This window comes from Phytoactinopolyspora alkaliphila, from assembly GCF_010550695.1.
In the GTDB taxonomy this organism is placed as follows: domain Bacteria; phylum Actinomycetota; class Actinomycetes; order Jiangellales; family Jiangellaceae; genus Phytoactinopolyspora; species Phytoactinopolyspora alkaliphila.
Map to the genome: position 1 here is coordinate 421,763 of NZ_JAAGOB010000002.1, position 17,228 is coordinate 438,990.

Genomic DNA, 17,228 nt, shown 5'->3' on the forward strand with positions numbered 1-17,228 from the left:
CAGCATCGATGCGGAAAGCGTGACCTCACCGTTCCGATACCCAGCCGGTAGTCCGCCAATAGACGCCCCTCGCGGCCCGGTTGGTGGAAGCTTCACGGGTTCATGGCTCGCGTTACTGCGGCGCTCGGGCGGGGAGGCGTACCCGCAGTACCGTCCCACCCGGCTGGGAGTCGATGCTGATCGTGCCGCCGTGGCGCTCCATGATGATGCGACGTGCGACGTCGAGGCCAAGACCGGTGCCAGCGCCCAGGTCCTTGGTTGTGTAGAACGCGTTGAACGCGCGCTCCGCAACGCCCGGCGACATACCCGGGCCCGTATCGCCGACCTCGACGACCACGAAGTCCCCATCAGCCCGCGTCGTCAACCGGAGTGTGCCCGCGCCGTCCATCGCGTCGGCGGCGTTGTCGATGAGGTTGGTCCACACCTGGTTGAGCTCGCCGGGGTAAGCCTCGATGCGGGGGATGTCGGCGTCGTAGTCACGCACCACCATGACGCCCTTGCGGAGCTTGTGTCCGAGCATAACCAGCGTGCTCTCCAGGCCGTCCGTGATGTCGATGTGCTGCCTCGACGCACGATCCATCTGGGAGTAGGACCCGACCGCGTCGACCAGCTCGGAGATGCGCCGGGTGGCTTCCTTCAGTTCCGACATCAACGCTGCCGCGGTGACCGTGCTCGCCACCCATTCCAGGCCTGCTTCCAGCGCGGCTCCCTCAAGCACGACCGCGACGCGTTCGCACCAGGCGACGTCGACGCCAGCAGCCGCAAGCGGCGGGGCGATGACCCAGTCGCGCTCGATGCCGTGGCGACTGAGCCACGTTGAGAGGGCTTCCTCGTGATCAGCCATCCCCAACGCGTCCTCGAGCGCCGTTCGAGGCTCGATCTCGGTTCGCAGCCCGTCGAGCGTCGAGAGCTGCCGAGCCGAGATCCCACCCTGAGCGAGCCGGCCCAGTGACGAGAGCAGCGTCTGGCACGCGCCTTCGAGCGCATCGACGGAGCGCGTGGCGGCCGCAGCCGGATTGTTGATCTCGTGCGCAAGGCCCGCGGCAAGCGTGCCGAGGGTGACCAGAGCCTCGCGCTGGCGCACCGTGGACTCGATGGTGCGTGCCGTGCCGTACAGCCCTTCGATGAGGTGACCGCCGAACGGGAACCAGGTGTCACACAGCTCACGCAGTACGCCCGAGGGCAGCCGGAGCAGCCGTCCGTCGATGACTCCCCGGCCGGTCGCCAGATAGACACCATGTTCATCCCAGGCGCGAAACCCGCCGGCCCAGCGACCGGCGACGGACATCCTTCCGACGACGGTCTCCTCGCGTCCGATGTGGCGGACGAGGTCGACGGCGCCCTCGACGAGCACCCACCAGAAGTCCGCGTACTCACCCTCATGGAACAAGTCGATACCGGGCTCGATCCGGACCTCGGTGCCGGCGGCGAGGAGTTCCGCAAGCTGGTCGCCGGTCAAGCCGTCGAAGACGGGCAGTCTGCGGAGGTCATCGAGGCGCATCAGATCGAGGCCAGGTAGCGGTGCACGAGGTAGACCGACATCGCGCCCTCACCGACGGCCGACGCGACGCGCTTCATGGAGTCCAGCCGGACGTCGCCGGCGGCGAACACCCCGGGCACACTCGTTTCGAGCGCGAAGGGCACCCGGTGCAGCGGCCAGCGCTGAGCGAAGGCCGGATTGTGGAGATCTTGACCGGTCACGACGAACCCCTTGTCGTCACGGACGACGTCAGGCCCGAGCCAGTCGGTGCGTGGCGAGGCACCGATGAAGACGAAAAGCCAGCTCGCCGATACTTCATCGCGGACGCCGGTAATCCGATCCGCCAGAGTCAGGGCCTCGAGGTGGCCGTCGCCCCGGCACTCCACCACCTCGCTGCGGTAACGCACGTCGATATTAGGTGCGGACTTGATGCGATCGACAAGGTACTGGGACATCGTGTCCTCGAGAGTCGCCGCCCGGACCACCAACACCACGCACTTGGCGAATTTTGCCATGTTCAGAGCGGCTTGACCTGCCGAGTTGGCGGCGCCCACGATGTAGACGTCGTCGCCCTGGCACTGGCTCGCCTCGCTGGCGCTCGCACCGTAGTAGACCCCTCGGCCAATCAGCTCGTCGAGACCCGCTGCTGCCAAGCGGCGGTAGGACACGCCGGTCGCCACGATGAGCGCGCGAGCCTCGATCTCCGCCGAGCCTTCGAGCAGCACGGCATGCACCGGCCCGCGGGTCTGGAAGCCGATCACATCGCGCGCGAGCACCATTTCGGCACCGAAGCGAGAAACTTGAGCGACTGCTCGATGGGTGAGGTCAGAGCCCGCCAGCCCTCTGGGAAATCCCAGATAGTTCTCGATCGCCGCACTTTGACTGGCCTGGCCTCCAGGCGCCTCACGCTCGACGACGACGGTGCTCAGACCCTCCGACGCCGCGTACACCGCAGCGGCCAGGCCCGCCGGGCCGCCACCCACGATGCACACGTCGTACAGCGGCTGCTCGGCTCTGGTGCGCAGGCCGAGCGCGTCGGCCACATCGAGACTGGACGGCGAGCGGAGCGCCTCACCGTCGGGCACGAGCACCAGCGGTAGATCGGCCGCTGTCGCCTGAGCGAGTTGGCTCAAGCGCTGCGCCTCGGCATCGCGCTCTATGTCATACCAGCGGTAGGGCACGTGATTGCGGGCGAGGAAGGTCTTGATCTCGTGGCTGCGATCGGACCATTTGTGCCCCACCACGCGCAGGCCGGACGTGTAGTCCGGGTGGGCATCGCGCCAATCGCCGAGCAGGTCATCAACGACGGGGTAGAGCCGTTCCTCCGGAGGATCCCATGGCTTGAGCAGGTAGTAGTCGAGACCGATATCGTTGATCGCCTTAATAGCGGCGTCTGTGTCAGCGTATGCCGTGAGCAGGAGGTACTTCGCGTCCGGCGTCTGGGTACGTGCCTGCTCCAACATCTCGATGCCGGTCATCTCCGGCATCCGCTGGTCGGCGGCGATCAACGCGACCGGCTGATTTCGCAGTGCAAGTGCGGTCAGCAGGGCCAGGGCATCGGCACCCGACCTCGCCTGCAGGATGCGATAGGCCGCGCCGTACCGGCTACGCAGGTCCCGGGTGATCGCCGCGGAGACCTCGCGATCGTCGTCGACGGTCAGGATGGCGGGTTTGCTCATGGACAATCCCTCAGCCGGCCTCGGGCGCCCACCCCGAAGGGGAGCCTGGAGGGACGAAAGACAATTGGGGACAAGCGTAACGCCGGAGTTATCACCGGGCTAGCCCATACATGCAGCGGTATCGAGCTCCCGCCAGACCCCGACTCCATGTCGATGCGCTGGCTCTACCCGTGAGGCACCCGATGACTCTGGCGGTCGTTCAATGCCGCGTGGGGCTCACGTCATGGCGACCCCACGCGGCCACTCGCCCAGACCTCAAGCGGTGATGTCGTACAGGATGTTGAACGGATTCGCGATGTCCACTCGGCGGACCGTACCGAAACCTGCCTCCAAGCACATCTGACGAGCCGTGTGCTCGTTGAATCCACATGTGCCCAGACCCACCCCGTTCTGGGCCAGCGACGTTGTCAGGCAGAACAAGACGCTGACACCGTAGAAATAGGCCCCGAGCGGTCCGGTGTTGTCTTGCAGCCGGTGGCTGGCGTTGACGTCCAGGCACACGTAGCGCCCCTCCGGACGCAGTGCGGCCCGGACTTCCCTCAGGATGCCCTGCGGGTCGGTTGCGTCATGGATGACGTCGAAGGTCGTGATCACGTCGTAGTCGCCGGGAATACCGGCGGACACGTCACGGCACTCGAAACGGACCCGGTCGGCCACCCCAGCGGCTTCCGCACTGGCACGGGCGGCAGTGATCGACTCCTCGTGCACATCGAACCCGATGTAGCGACCAGCCGGATACTCCTCCGCCAGCCGGATCAACGCCTTGCCGCGTCCGCAGCCGATGTCAGCCACATCCGCCCCACGACTCAATGCCGCGTTTACCTCGGGCATCGCCGGTAGCCACACCTGTGGCAGCAGGTAGTGGAACCAACCGCTGCTGAACCGCTCGAAGCCGCGCCACCAGTCATCCGGGTAGCTGGACAGATGCACGCCGCCGCCGTGCTGGAACGCTTCCACGACCGGTTTCAGCATGCTGCTCAACCCGTAGAGCGCATGGTGAAAGCCGCCGAAGAAGGTGGGGCTCTCAATGCCGAGCACTGGCACATGCGCCGGCGGGAGAGTAAAACGCTCGGTTGCCGGATCGAACGTGAGGTATCCATGAGCTGCCATCGACGAGAGCCACTCCCGGACATAACGCTCCGCGGTATCCGTCTGCTCGGCCAGCTCAGCGCTGGTCGTCGGCCGGGAATCTGCAAGCGCGCGCCACAATCCGAGCTGGTCGCCGATCATGGCCATGGTCGTGACGATCCACGCACTCGTGTCGCCCATGACCTGGCCCACGAATGCCTCGACCTCAGCTTGGCTCGCCTCAACGGTGACGGCTGCCTCTACAGAACTCGTTGTCATCTTGCCTCCTCTTGGTTGTGGTGTCAGGATGAACGGGCCGCCTAGCGGCGCGGTTGCAGCTCGATTGCACGCGGGGACATCCCGCGTCAACGAGTCAGTAACGTGAGCGGGCTGACATGGACTTCGGCGTACTGGGATCGCTGGTGATCCGACGCGAAGGCCACGAGGTGACCCTTGGCAGCCCGGCCCAGAGGAGAATCCTCGCCGCTCTACTCGTACACTCCGGCGCGGTCGTGTCGAATGACCGCCTGATCGCCGCGGTTTGGGATGAGAACCCACCGGACACGGCGGTGCGCTCGCTCTTCGTGTACATCTCCCGCCTACGCGGACTCCTTCATTCGCAGGGCGACGAGGTGCTGATCACCCGGCCTCCCGGCTACGTCCTGGAGATCGGCGCAGAACACACGGATGCCGGCCGGTTCGAGCGACTCCTGGGTGAAGCTCGCAGCCTCACGACTGACGTGCCGGAGACGGCCCTGATCCTTCTCGACGAGGCGCTCGCGCTATGGCGAGGCGGCGCCTATGCGGAGTTCGCGGATGCCGAGTTCGCCAAGCACGAGGCGATGCGACTCGAAGAGCTGCGGCTGGCCGCGATCGAGGCCAAACAAGACGCCGGCCTGGTTCTCGGCCACCACGCCGACCTGGTGGGCGTGATCGAGGCACACGCCTCGCGGCACCCGCTGCGCGAACGCCCACGCTCGCAGCTCATGCTGGCGTTGTATCGATGCCAACGGCACGCCGAGGCGCTGGCGGTATTCAGGGAGTTTCGCCGAGAACTCGACGATGAACTGGGCATCGAGCCCTCGTCGCGGCTGCGACTCCTGGAAAGTGCCATACTCCGCCAGGACCCGGAGCTCGATTGGACGGCCCCGCCCAGCCGAATAGGATCCAATGTCGACGCGGACGCGGCGCCGCCGCGCAGCCACGGCGTGCTACCCAGCCACGCACTGCACCTCATCGGACGAGATCAGGACGTCGGAGCCACTGCCGAGGCGTTGTACGAGTACCGGGCCGTTACGCTGACCGGCGTCGGCGGCGTGGGCAAGACTCAGCTGGCCCTGCGAGTGGCCAACAGCGTCGCCCGCCAGTACGCGGACGGCGTGCGGTGGTGCGACCTGGCGCCGATCACCGACGGCGCGGCGGTAGCGGACGCACTCGCCGCCGCGGTAGGTGCCAGAAGGCAGCCAGGCTGGACCGTTGAACAGTCTGTCGTCGCCGTTCTCGCGCCGAGACATCTGCTCCTGGCGGTCGACAACTGCGAGCACGTTCTGGAAGCGGTGGCTCCGTTGTTGGAGGCCGTAATCCGGGAGTGCCCGCGCGTGACGCTGCTCTGCACCAGCCGGGTGGGCCTCGGGGTGACTGGTGAACGCCTCCGTCCCATCGCACCGCTCCCTGTGCCCCGGCCCGACGCGGGCGCGGCGGCAGCCGGATCACCGGCCGTCCGGCTGTTCATCGACCGCGCCCAGGCTGTTCGGCCGGATTTCACGCTGACCGGCGAAAATCTCACCCACATCGCCGAGCTGTGCCGCCAGCTCGACGGACTGCCGCTTGGCATTGAACTTGCGGCGGCACGGACCCGCTCGCTCAATCCTGTCGACCTGGCCGCGCGCTCTGCGGACCGGTTCGGTCTTCTCACCACAGCCCGGACAAGCGTAGCGCCACGGCACCGGACTCTCCGCGCCGTCGTGGACTGGTCCTACGCTCTGTTAGCCCTGCCGAGCAGCGCCTATTCGCTCGGCTGTCCGTCTTCGCCGGAGGCTTCACACTGGACGCAGCTGAACACGTCTGCCAAGAGCCTTCGCTGCTCGACGTGCTGGCAGCGCTGGTGGAGAACTCACTGGTGTCGACTGGGCAGTCAGGGGGCCCAGTCCGATACACGCTGTTGGAAACGTTGCGCGCGTACGGCCGTGAACTCCTAGAGGCGCGTGGTGAACTCCACATGATTCGCCGGGCCCACGCCGCGTATTACGTCCGGTTCGCCGAGGACGTGGGAGGCGGGCTTCGAGGACCCCACGAACGTCACTGGACCAGCTCAATCGACGCAGAACTCGACAACTTGCGCACCGGGCATCGGTGGGCCGTGGAGCAGCAGGACGCCGATCTCGCCCTCCGGCTATCCGCCGGGCTCTACCACTACGCGCTCTATCAGTTCCACGACGAGGTGGTCACCTGGGGTGAAACGGCGCTCACCCTGCCCGGTGCCGACCTCCACGCCCGCTACACCGCGGTCTGTGGAGCTGTGGGAGAAGGCCTGACCCTGCGAGGCGAGCTACGAAGCGCGCTCACACTAGCGGAACGTGCTCTCGCACGAATCGCCGATCCTGACGACGGGCAGCGGATCCCTCTGCTCAAGGTGATGGCCGTCGTAGCCTTGTATGAAGGACGCCTGGACAACTGCCTCGACATGGCAACGGAGCAACTCCAGCTCGCCAGAGCTCACGACGACGCGTGGTATGAATCTCAGGCGCTCATACTGCGTGGACTGGCGTTGACCTATGCCGATGATCCCGAAGGGGGCGCCGTCGCAGCGGACGACAGCCTGCGTGTCTCGCTGGCCACCGGCAACCCGAGCCTGACGGCGTGGTCGTTGTACACCCAGGCGGAGTCGTCGTCAACGCGCGATCCAGATCAGAGTAGACGACACTACGAGGAGGCAATCGCTCTCGCCGAGTTTGTCAACAGCACGTTTACGGCTAACATCGCGCAGGTAGGGCTCGCTGCCCTCCTCATGCGTACAGGCGAGCCGATGGAGGCTCTGCGGGCATTTCGCCGGAGCGTGACCCGGTGGCACCAGATGCAGGTCTGGCATCACCAATGGACCACGTTACGCAATCTCCTGCAGCTCTTCGTCAACGTGGGCGCCTACGAGGAGGCCGCCACGATCCTTGGTGCTTTACGTGCCACCAGCGCGGCCACCTTCGGTAGCGACGCCACGGATGTGGTACGGGCCGCCGATCTCCTGGCGAACGTCCTGGGTGCACGTGGGTTCGCCGCGGCCACTCACCGCGGTACCGCCATGTCGTCCGATGCCGTCGTCGCATTCGCGGTCGCTTCGATCGATGCTGTCTTACCGAGCTGAGCGGTTACTCAAGATCCATTTGCTGTGGCCAGCCAGTGCGCGCAGCAAGAGGGGATGCGGTCGTGCCAGCTCGCGCCGGGACTGGCGTCGATCGTGCGGGCAGTCGTGTGAGAATCGGCCGCGGGAACCTTGGATCTCAATGTCGTGGCGCCTGTCGTGCACGGAATCGCCGATCCATGCACCCAGAGCTCACACGACTCCTCTCACACCCGGCGTGACGATTGCCGTGTGACAAACGGCGGACGCAAAACCCCAGGCCACGCGAGCGTGAAGATCTTCGTGTGAAAAACAGCGGGAAGGTGGTCAGCCGTTCTGGTGGGTCAGGCGGAGCGGCGCGGCGGACTTCACGGCGAGCCGGTCGAGGTAGTCGTCCAGGGCCGTGAGGACGTCGTAGTAGTGCCCGAAGAGTTCGAAGCTGACCGCTCCGAACAGCATGGTCCACGCGTCGATGACGTGCAGGACGACTGACGCCGGAGTCTCGTTCAAGGCTTCGGCGATCTCACCCGGCCCGGCTACGGCCGGGTGGCTTTTCAGGGTCTCGACATCCGCGGTGAGCGCATCGGCAACACCGTCCGCAGGGAGCCCACCGTTGCCAGCGGCTGCCGCCTCGATAGCGATCCGCGCCAGCAGCACGACCACCTCGCTCGCCGGAACCGCCGTGTGCTCCGGTGCGGCGTATCCCGGCACCGGAGAACCGTAGATCAGGGCGTATTCATGCGGATGCTCGCGCGCCCAGTCACGGACCGACCGGAACACCGCCGTCCAGCGGCCGAGGTAATCCTCGCGGGCCACCTCCGACTCCGCTTGGCGAGCAGCCTCACCGATCCCCACATAGGCATCGGTGATCAGCGCCGTCAGCAGCGCGTCCCGGCTGGGGAAGTACCGGTAGACCGCCGACGACGCCATGCCCAGCTCGCGCGTGACGGCACGCACCGACAATCCCCCCGCACCGACCTGCGCCAGCTGCTGGCGAGCGACGTCTTTGATCTCCCGGGTCAGCTCCTCCCGAACTCGTTCCCGGAGACCACGCGTGGAAGCCATGCCCACAGTGTGCCATACGGGGCGAGCGCCAGACCTAACCGAGAGCACTGCTCTTGACAAGAAGCCCGCCTGGCGCAACACTGTTCACCAACAAGAGCACCGCTCACAAAGGAGATCCCGTGTCATTTCACCTCGTTCTCGGCGCCGGCACCGTCGGCACCGCCCTAGCCACACAGCTGGTGAACGACGGCCACGACGTCCGCGTCGTCACGCGTTCCGGCACCGGCCCGTCGCACCCGGGAATCACCCTCATCAGCGCTGATGTAACCGACGCCGAGGCGCTGCGCACCCACGCCACGGGCGCCGCCGCCATCTACAACTGCGTCAGTCCTCCCAGCTATCAGAACTGGGCCTTTATGTGGCCGCCGCTGGCCGCGGCCGTACTCAACGTCGCGCAGGCGACTGGAGCGGTCCTCGTCACCATGAGCAATCTCTACGGCTACGGCCCGGTCACCGGACCGATCAGCCGCGACCATCCGCTCGCGGCCACCGAACACAAGGGGAAGCTGCGTGCCAGCCTCTGGGAAGAGGCACTCGCCGCAAACCAGGCGGGGCGGGTTCGTGTCACCGAGGCCCGGGCGTCGGATTTCATCGGCCCCGGTGTCGGGCCGCACGCGGGGTTGATCACCCGCTACGGACAGGCCGCCATGGCGGGCAAGCCGGTGTACATGTTCGGAGACCCGGACGCGCCACGCAGCTTCGCGTACATCAGTGACGTCGCGAGGACCCTCGCCGTCCTCGGCACCGACGAGCGCGCGTGGGGACATGCATGGCACGTTCCCGCTGCCCCGCCCGTGACGGTGCGGGCGCTCCTCGAGTCGGCCACTCGGCAAGGGGGTGTCCCGGCTCCCAGGGTTCGCCGGATACCCACGGCCGCGCTCAGGCTCCTCTCCACGTTCTCACCACTGTTGCGCGAGGTGCGCGGTGTGCTGTACCAGTGGGAAGCGCCTTTCGAGATCGACGCGACCGCCACCACGGCCACGTTCGGACTGGAGCACACACCGTGGGACGACGTGATGCGGGTGACCGCCGCCTACTGGCAGAGTCAAGCGTCGCAGGACCATGGCCGGGCGGAACCGGCGACGTAGCCGCCGACGTGGCCACGGCCGGCGCGCTGCCAGACCCCTATCCGGCGATCGGGCTGGTGTCCGCCCCGTCGGGATCGAAGCTGTGCGTGGCGCCCACTGCCATGGAGATGTCCTGACTACGCACGCGCTCAGCTTCGTCCCGCACAGCGGCGACAGCCTCGGGCACCGCGTCATCAGGCTGCCGCGGATACGGCACCATCCCTCCGACATCGTCGGCTCCGTCCGCACCGGCCAGGACGGCGACCTTCTCCGCCACAGCCGAGATATGGGTGGCGCTGTCGAGATCAGCGAGCTCACGCGCCAGGGTCCTTAGGCGGTCCCGGTAGGCCGCCAGGGCGATCACCCGGTCCTCCAACCGGCGCGCCAGGGTGTCGAGCGATGCCACCGCGGCGTCGTACACCGCGGACGCCCGGCTCCCGGTCTCGGAGCGCGTCTGGGGTTTCGGGCCCATGTCCGCGCGTAACTCCGCCACCCGGTGGCATTGCAGAGCGATCTGGCGGATCTCGGCATCGACGTCGACGCGAGCGTCCTTCTCGTCGAGGTGTCCGGACGTCCACGCCGGGTTGGACCGGATCGCCGCCACAACGGCCATCAGCTCGTGCAAGACATCGGCCTCCGCTCCGGCCGCTTTCCGGACCCGGGCCGCGTCGACGGTTACCAGGGCATGCACGACCGCAACGACGTGCTCTCTGGCCACGGCGCCGCCCGAAGGCGTGGGCGCCGCCCAGGTCATCGACTCCGCCCCCGCGAAATGGCAGCCCCCGGCGGGCAAGCACGCGGCCAGGTGCCGCCGCACCTCGCTGCCGGGCCAGAAGTCGAACTGGCTCAGCTGGCGTTCCACAATGTCGAGGTCGATCACCTCGGCCGTGGTGCTGGGCACACATTCCCGGTCAAGGACGTACACCGAACGGCCGTAGGCGCTGGTCACCCAGTGTGCCTCCGCCCGAAGTGCCCGAAGCACCTTCAGCACGCCGGCGTGTTCCCGGTTGCCGACGAGCTGGGTGACGTGCTCGTCCACCAGGTCGTCGTCGTACACGCTCAGGCCGGAGGCGAGCACATCCGTCCTGCCGTACCCGCTGGTGACCACCAGGCGGCTTCGGAACTTCCTGGTCAGCTGCCAGATCCGCACCTCGTCCGCGAGAACCTGCCGGCGCGCCCAGGTCAGGGGGTCCGCCGACGTGTCCAGCGCCAGCATTCGCCCGTTGGTGATGACCAGGCAGTCCGCGGGAGGTTTCCCGCCGTTGGTACGCACGACGAGTTCGATGCGCTCCCCCGGGACGAGCCTCAGCCCGCTGCGAATCCGGCTGCTCAGTTTGTCCTGGACATCACGGCCCACGCGCATGCCGTATTCCCTCCGCCTCTCAAGCGCCCACCTGCCCTGCTACTTTCACAGGCCCGCTGGCCGCGCACAACCGAAACGGGGAGATCGCCTCCAGGGTGCCCGCATCCCGGCGCCCGCGCCGATGCGATCATGGCCGGAGCGATACGGGATGGGGTGCCTACGATGCCGACGGAATGGACCCGGCTCAGGCTCGATGTGCAGAACTTCGACGAGGATCCGTTCCTGCAGTACCTGGACCGGGCCCGGCACCACGGGATCGAGCTCACCACCATGGCCAGGATCGGCGACACCCCCGCTCACCGGCACGCCCTGTATCAGCTGAACAAGACCTGTTCGGCCGACATCCCCGAGCGCGGCGAGTTCTACACCTACGACGAGTACGCGACCCGCCGCTTCGATCAACGCGTCTACAACCCGAGCGGCGTGGTTCTCGCGCTCGACGGCGCCGAGTGGGTGGGCATGGCTATGACGACCATTCACGCCGCGAAGGGCTACGCGTTCAGCGAGATGACCGGCGTTCTGGCCGCGTATCGCGGTCGCAGCCTCGCACTGGCCATGAAGGTGCTGGCCATCAGGTTCGCCAAGGATGCCGGCGTCTCGGTGCTGCGGACGTTCCATCACCCGCGCAACGCCAGTGCCATCGCGATGAACAGGAAACTCGGCTTCGTGGACGACCACCAGGACTAGGGGAGAACCCCCTACCCCGGAACCGCGAGCAGGCGCTCCACACGCATCAACATCTCGCGGACGTTCTCCTCGTGCGTGGCCTCGCGCGCCTCGGCAGCGCCAAGCCAGCGCAGCGGCGCATCGGGCGACTCCGGCGTGGCCGCATCCGGTTCGGCCGTCGCCAAGACGAACCGCACGTCGACGTGCTCGTGGGCGGGCTCGACCGCGTTGGCCGGCACCGGAACTATCACCACCTGCACGACGTTCGCGTCCGGCCAGGGAACCAGGTCGGACAGGCCGGTCTCCTCCTTCCCCTCGCGCAGCGCGACGGTCACGGGGTCGGTCTCTCCAGGATCCCCGTGGCCACCGATCTGCATCCACGATCCCTGGCGGGGATGCCACCGCAACAGCACGCGGCGCGTCGGTGGGTGGACAATGATCGCCGATCCGGTCAGATGCAGGAGCGTGTGACGCGACCACGGGTCTTCGGCCGTGGCCACGAACTCGCGCGCACGCCCCACATCGGCTATCTCGGTGGATCCGTTCGGGTGGTATTGAGCGAACAGGTCCTCAACGGTGGCGCGCGCGATCGACATGGACCCGAGCTTAGATGCGTGCTCCGCGAGACCGCATGCGGATTCTCGCCAGGACCGCTCGCACCCAGCTATCGGTCCGTACGGTTCCAGCTCCAGGCGTAGACGCCGTCGTCGCTGGCCTGGCCGGCTTCCCCGAGCTCGAGCGGGCGGAACGTGTCGACCATGACGGCGAGCTCGTCGAAGTACTCCACGCCGATGCTGCGCTCGTAGGCTCCTGGCTGAGGGCCGTGCGCCCATCCACCGGGATGCAACGAAATGGACCCGGGCCCGATCCCGGAGCCCTTACGGGCCTCGTAGTCGCCGCCGCAGTAGAACATGACCTCGTCCGAGTCGACGTTGGAGTGGTAGTACGGCACCGGTATCGACAGCGGGTGATAGTCGACCTTGCGGGGGACAAAATTGCAGATGACGAAGTTGTAGCCTTCGAAGACCTGATGGACCGGCGGGGGCTGGTGAACCCGGCCCGTGATCGGCTCGAAGTCGGCGATGTTGAACGTGTACGGATACAGGCAGCCGTCCCAGCCGACGACGTCGAACGGGTGCTGCGGATAGACGAACCGAGTGCCCGCGAGCCCACGAGGGCCGCGATGTTTGACGAGCACCTCCGCATCGGTGCCGTCAGCAAGCATCGGCTCGGTGGGCCCGTGCAGGTCTCGCTCACTGTACGGTGCGTGCTCAAGTAGCTGGCCGAACCGGGAGAGATAGCGCTTGGGCGGGGTGATGTGCGAGTTGGCCTCGATCACGTAGGCCCGGACCGGCTGGTCCGGCTCCGGGACCCATCGGTGCGTCGTCGCTCGCGGAAGCATGACGTGGTCGCCCTGCCGGAACGGCAGAACGCCGAACACGGTCTCCACGGAGCCGGAACCCGATTCGATATAGACGCACTCGTCACCGATGGCGTTCCGGTACAGCGGCGACGGCTCCCCGGCGACCACGTACGAGATCCGCACATCGGCGTTGCCGAGTACCAGCCGGCGCCCGGTCACCACGTCGGCCGCCTTCCATTCCTGGCCGGGAAAGAGTTCATGTAGCTTGAGGTGGCGCGGTGTGAGCGGATGATTAGCCGTCAGAGACTGGTCCGGCAGCTCCCACACCTGGGCGTCCGCGATGGCGGACGGGATGTTGCGGTGGTAGAGGAGCGACGAGTCACTGGAGAAGCCCTCCTCACCCATCAGCTCCTCGTAATACAGGCCGCCGTCGGGCTTGCGGTGCTGAGTGTGCCGCTTCGGCGGGACGTTTCCGACGCTCCGGTAGTACGCCATCTCGGCCTCCTTGCAGTGACGGCATCGGGGGACGGCTCAAGCGGGATCGGTCTTGTGCCGCTTCCGATTCTGACTAAACTGGAGCGATAATCGCACCTGAAGTGCGGAGACCGCACAGTTTCACGGTAGACAGTGTCCCGCACCACGTCAAGGAGGATCGATGCCGTCCACGGCGCCCGCGCACATCTCCGCCTCCCCCTCGGTAGAGGGCGCGGCCGGATCCAAGACCCTGGACAACGGGATCCGGATCCTCAGCGCTCTCGCGCGGCATCCGCACGGGCTGACCACCACCCAGCTGGCCCACGAGACAGCGCTGCATCGCACCGGCGTCTATCGGCTGCTTGGCACACTGACCCGGCGCGGCCTCGTGACCCAGCGCGCGGATACCCGGTACCAGCTGGGGCTGACCATGATCGAGCTGGCCGGAGCCGTCCGCCCCGACCTGCGCGCCACTGCGCAGGTCCCGTTGCGGGACCTGGCCGAAGCCGCCGCCGCCACGGCGTTCCTGTCCGTGCTGGACGGCGACGAGGTCGTCAGTGCGCTGGTCGTGGAGCCCCTGCACGCCGACGCGCACGTGGCCTACCGGATCGGCACCCGGCACCCGGCTACGGTCGGGTCCGCCGGGCTCGCCATCCTCAGCGCCCGCGCGGCCGTCACCGGTGAGCGCGCCGAGATCACCGAGGCCCGACGACGCGGGTACTCGATCAGCGAGGGCGAGCTGCAGCGCGGCGCTTGGGGTCTTGCCGCACCCGTTCGTCCCCGGACGGGCGAGATCGAGGCATCGGTGGGCGTCGTCGCTCTGGGAGCACTCGACGAGCCGCGTACCGCACAGCTCGTCGTGAGCACAGCCGCCGCGATCGGCAATCGCCTGCCCTGACCTCTATCGACGTCGCGGCGGCACAGGCGTACATTGAGGAACGGTCACGTCCCCTGAGCGGACGTCATCGGGAGGTCCGGGGGGATCGCGACTTGGGGGAGGTCGCCATGTTCATCCAGGTCATCCAAGGTCGCGTGCGCGATGAGGAGCGATTGCGCTCAGGACTGGACCGCTGGCTCGAGGAGTTCGCTCCCCACGCGGAGGGTTGGCTGGGCGGCACGTACGGCATCACTGACGACGGCATGTTCGTCGGTACGGTCCGCTTCGCTTCGGAGGAAGCCGCACGGAGAAATTCTCAGCGCCCGGAGCAGGACGCGTGGTGGCGGGAGATGTCCGAGTGCTTCGACGGCGAGGTGACGTTCCACGACTGTACGGACGTCATGATGCTCCTCGACGGCGGCACCGACGACGCCGGTTTCGTGCAGGTCATCCAGGGCAAGGTCAGGGACCGCGACCGCATGCACTCCCTGATCGACCAGACCGGCTCGGTGCTGGCCCGCGAGCGGCCGGACATCATCGGAGGCACCATCGCCATCGACGACGACGGCGTGATGACAGAGACGGTGGCATTCACCGACGAGGCAGCGGCGAGGGAGGGCGAGCGGCGTGAACTCAGCTCCGAGGCCCGCCAGCTCATGAGACAGGAGATGGACCTGATCGAGGACGTCCGCTACCTCGATCTCCATGAGCCCTGGTTCGCTTCGCACCGCTGAGGCCCCATACCTGATCATTGCCGGGTGACGCCCCTATACACGGGAAACGACCCGGCAATGATCGACGCCGGGCCGAGACGGCGGTGCGGCGGCGACGCATGAGCCGGCGAGGCATTACTACACGGGCACTTCGACGGTCAGGAGAAAGCTGTCGTCCTGGGAGGAGACCGCCACCCGGCCGCCCACCACCTCAGCGCGCGTGGCGAGGTTGACGAGTCCGTTGCCGTGGCCGTCCACACCGCTCTCGCTGTCCGTCCCGACTCCGTCGTTGCCCACGAGCAGGCGCACCACGCCGTTGGCGGTGTCGAGGGAGATGGTGCAGCGCCCGGCTTGCGAATGCCGCACGACGTTGGTGACCGACTCCCGGATCACGATGGCCAGCAGCCTGTCCAGGCGGTCGGCCGGGGGTGGGCCGGTCACCTCCACCGTCACGTCGACGCCTGCCGCCTCCAGGACTCGCTTGGCAATGGCCAGCTCACTGGCGGACCTCAGTTCCTCCGCGATGCCGGCGACGGCACGCACCTCGACCAGCGCGAGCTCCGCGCTACGTGCCAGGTCCATGAGATGGCCGCGGACCGCGGCGGCGTCGCCAACCGTTCTCCAGGCGAGTTCGGCCTTCATGGTGATGACCGTCAGATGAAGGCCGAACACGTCGTGGACATCCCGCGCGAATCGCAATCGCTCCGCCAGCACCGCCGACCGGGCCAGCTCGTCCCGGGTCCCGTGAAGCCATCCGCTGATCTCCGGAAGCCTGCACAGGGCATACACGGCGAGAGCGCACCCCACCGGAGACAGCGCCCAGTACAGCATGAAACCCAGGCCGGAGAGTCCGGCCTGGGCGACGGCCGTAGCGGTCACGAACCCGCAGAGGATCGCCAGTAGCGGCCACGCCATGGCGGGCCGCAATCTGGTCAGCGCCGCGCCACCTGCCAGCGCCAGAATCGGCACCAGGCCAGGGCCGGACACCACCAGGATCGCAGCGGCCAGCATGAGCAGGTGAGCGGGCAAGGTCCAGCGCCACCACCGCGGCGCCGACCCGCCCGCTCGTGGCGTGCCGTGATAGAGCTGGAACGCACCGGCCGCGAGCACCACCGCGATGCTCACCGCCCACGCGCTCGCGCCCAGGGTGGGTGTCTGCTCCGACCCCAGATTCATGATCGAGATGACGGAGGAGGTCACTACCATCGCGAACGCCACCCACCAGCAGAACCGGAACGGGGCCTCTTGCGCCGCTTCGGCCGACCGGGCCGGTGCGGACGTATCCGCGGCGCCGGCGGGACGCGGCGCCCGGTGCATGTTGGTCACCGGCCTGGCGCCGGACACCGTCGTGTTCACCAGTTCACGCAACTCCGCCAGCTCGGCCCGGCTCGGCTCCGGCGCGACCAAGACAGTTCGCGTTCGCTGCACGACGACCGCCAGCTGATCGCCGAGGGCACGCCGGAGCCGGTCCGCGGCGCGCTCCCGCTCGGCCTCCACCTCGACAGCGACGAGCCGCTGCCGCACATCATGAGTCGCTTGAACCAGCTGGGCGAGCCGCGCTATCGCGAACAGGACGATCGCCACGTTCACGTCGACGAGCAGAACTGTGCCCCACTCGTACCCGGTGGAGGCCGGCAGCACGCCGAATGCCGATCGGACGGTCGCGTCCGTCCCGACGACGATTATCAGGAGCAGCCACGCAACGCGCGGGCGCAAGGTCAGCAAGAGCACCGCACCCAGCAGGCCGGCGATTCCGCCCCAGCCGTGCCCGATGACGGCGTACGGACCGAAGGCCAGGAGGGCCTGCACACTCAGCAACACCCGCACGGGGCCGCGCCGCAGCATCACCAGGATGTAGATGCCGAACAGTCCAGCGACGGCCGCGATGCCCACCGCCGTCAAGCCCGCCGACTGCTCCTCCCGGTACGAGAGGTCGTCGAGAAGAGCACCGATCCGGACCGGAACGAGGACGGCGATGAGGGCGAAGGCGAGGAACCACGCGAACCACGGTTTCAGCCTCACCACTCGTCTCCCCTCGCCTGCGGCGGAACACTGTGGTCATGTCGCCGTCGACTGTGA

13 protein-coding genes and 2 pseudogenes are annotated in these 17,228 nt (G+C 67.4%); 7 read left to right on the forward strand and 8 right to left on the reverse strand.

Going from position 1 to position 17,228, the window contains the following annotated elements:
- Nucleotides 1-112: 112 nt before the first annotated feature.
- From G1H11_RS26340 to G1H11_RS04980, 3 genes are all read right to left on the reverse strand, one after another.
- Nucleotides 113-1,501 (reverse strand): ATP-binding protein, encoded by a 1,389-nt coding sequence (locus G1H11_RS26340; RefSeq protein ID WP_163816600.1) that lies wholly within the window; start codon nt 1,499-1,501, stop codon nt 113-115.
- Nucleotides 1,501-3,159, reverse strand: a complete 1,659-nt coding sequence (locus G1H11_RS04975) for an FAD-dependent oxidoreductase (RefSeq protein WP_163816602.1) — start codon at nt 3,157-3,159, stop codon at nt 1,501-1,503. Before G1H11_RS04975 ends, G1H11_RS26340 begins: the two co-directional genes overlap by 1 nt.
- Before the next feature lie 255 nt (nt 3,160-3,414).
- Nucleotides 3,415-4,506: a methyltransferase domain-containing protein gene (locus G1H11_RS04980; RefSeq protein ID WP_163816605.1), complete on the reverse strand. Its 1,092-nt coding sequence runs from the start codon at nt 4,504-4,506 to the stop codon at nt 3,415-3,417.
- A gap of 116 nt (nt 4,507-4,622) precedes the next feature.
- Between G1H11_RS04980 and G1H11_RS27560 the strand changes: the two are divergent.
- From G1H11_RS27560 to G1H11_RS04990, 3 genes and pseudogenes are all read left to right on the forward strand, one after another.
- Nucleotides 4,623-5,333: pseudogene (locus G1H11_RS27560) on the forward strand (AfsR/SARP family transcriptional regulator); the annotation flags it as partial.
- Between the two features lie 938 nt (nt 5,334-6,271).
- Nucleotides 6,272-6,367: pseudogene (locus tag G1H11_RS27565) on the forward strand (hypothetical protein); the annotation flags it as partial.
- A 78-nt stretch (nt 6,368-6,445) separates the two neighbouring features.
- On the forward strand, nt 6,446-7,585 hold the full coding sequence (locus tag G1H11_RS04990; RefSeq protein ID WP_163816609.1) for a hypothetical protein: 1,140 nt from the start codon (nt 6,446-6,448) through the stop codon (nt 7,583-7,585).
- A gap of 303 nt (nt 7,586-7,888) precedes the next feature.
- Here the strand turns inward: G1H11_RS04990 and G1H11_RS04995 are convergent, their stop codons facing one another.
- Entirely contained in the window at nt 7,889-8,626 is a 738-nt protein-coding gene (locus G1H11_RS04995; protein ID WP_163816611.1) for a TetR/AcrR family transcriptional regulator, read from the reverse strand.
- A gap of 119 nt (nt 8,627-8,745) precedes the next feature.
- On the opposite strand from G1H11_RS04995, the gene G1H11_RS05000 reads away from it, so the two are divergent.
- Entirely contained in the window at nt 8,746-9,714 is a 969-nt protein-coding gene (locus tag G1H11_RS05000; protein WP_163816613.1) for an NAD-dependent epimerase/dehydratase family protein, read from the forward strand.
- Between the two features lie 37 nt (nt 9,715-9,751).
- On the opposite strand, the gene G1H11_RS05005 is transcribed toward G1H11_RS05000, so the two are convergent.
- A complete protein-coding gene (locus G1H11_RS05005) occupies nt 9,752-11,056 on the reverse strand; it encodes a hypothetical protein (protein WP_163816615.1) in 1,305 nt (434 codons plus the stop codon).
- 162 nt (nt 11,057-11,218) lie between these two features.
- Here G1H11_RS05005 and G1H11_RS05010 point away from each other — a divergent pair, with 162 nt between their 5' ends.
- Nucleotides 11,219-11,743, forward strand: a complete 525-nt coding sequence (locus G1H11_RS05010; RefSeq protein WP_163816617.1) for a GNAT family N-acetyltransferase — start codon at nt 11,219-11,221, stop codon at nt 11,741-11,743.
- Nucleotides 11,744-11,754: 11 nt separating this feature from the next.
- Here the strand turns inward: G1H11_RS05010 and G1H11_RS05015 are convergent, their stop codons facing one another.
- Together G1H11_RS05015 and G1H11_RS05020 are read right to left on the reverse strand one after the other, a co-directional pair.
- Complete coding sequence (locus tag G1H11_RS05015; RefSeq protein WP_163816619.1) at nt 11,755-12,318, reverse strand: NUDIX hydrolase; 564 nt, start codon at nt 12,316-12,318, stop codon at nt 11,755-11,757.
- Nucleotides 12,319-12,386: 68 nt separating this feature from the next.
- Complete coding sequence (locus G1H11_RS05020) at nt 12,387-13,580, reverse strand: homogentisate 1,2-dioxygenase (protein ID WP_163816621.1); 1,194 nt, start codon at nt 13,578-13,580, stop codon at nt 12,387-12,389.
- Nucleotides 13,581-13,740: 160 nt separating this feature from the next.
- Between G1H11_RS05020 and G1H11_RS05025 the strand changes: the two genes are divergently transcribed.
- Together G1H11_RS05025 and G1H11_RS05030 are read left to right on the forward strand one after the other, a co-directional pair.
- On the forward strand, nt 13,741-14,457 hold the full coding sequence (locus tag G1H11_RS05025; protein ID WP_163816623.1) for an IclR family transcriptional regulator: 717 nt from the start codon (nt 13,741-13,743) through the stop codon (nt 14,455-14,457).
- Nucleotides 14,458-14,564: 107 nt separating this feature from the next.
- A complete protein-coding gene (locus tag G1H11_RS05030) occupies nt 14,565-15,170 on the forward strand; it encodes a hypothetical protein (protein WP_163816625.1) in 606 nt (201 codons plus the stop codon).
- Between the two features lie 117 nt (nt 15,171-15,287).
- On the opposite strand, the gene G1H11_RS05035 is transcribed toward G1H11_RS05030, so the two are convergent.
- Entirely contained in the window at nt 15,288-17,171 is a 1,884-nt protein-coding gene (locus G1H11_RS05035; protein ID WP_163816627.1) for a histidine kinase, read from the reverse strand.
- Nucleotides 17,172-17,228 lie beyond the last annotated feature (57 nt).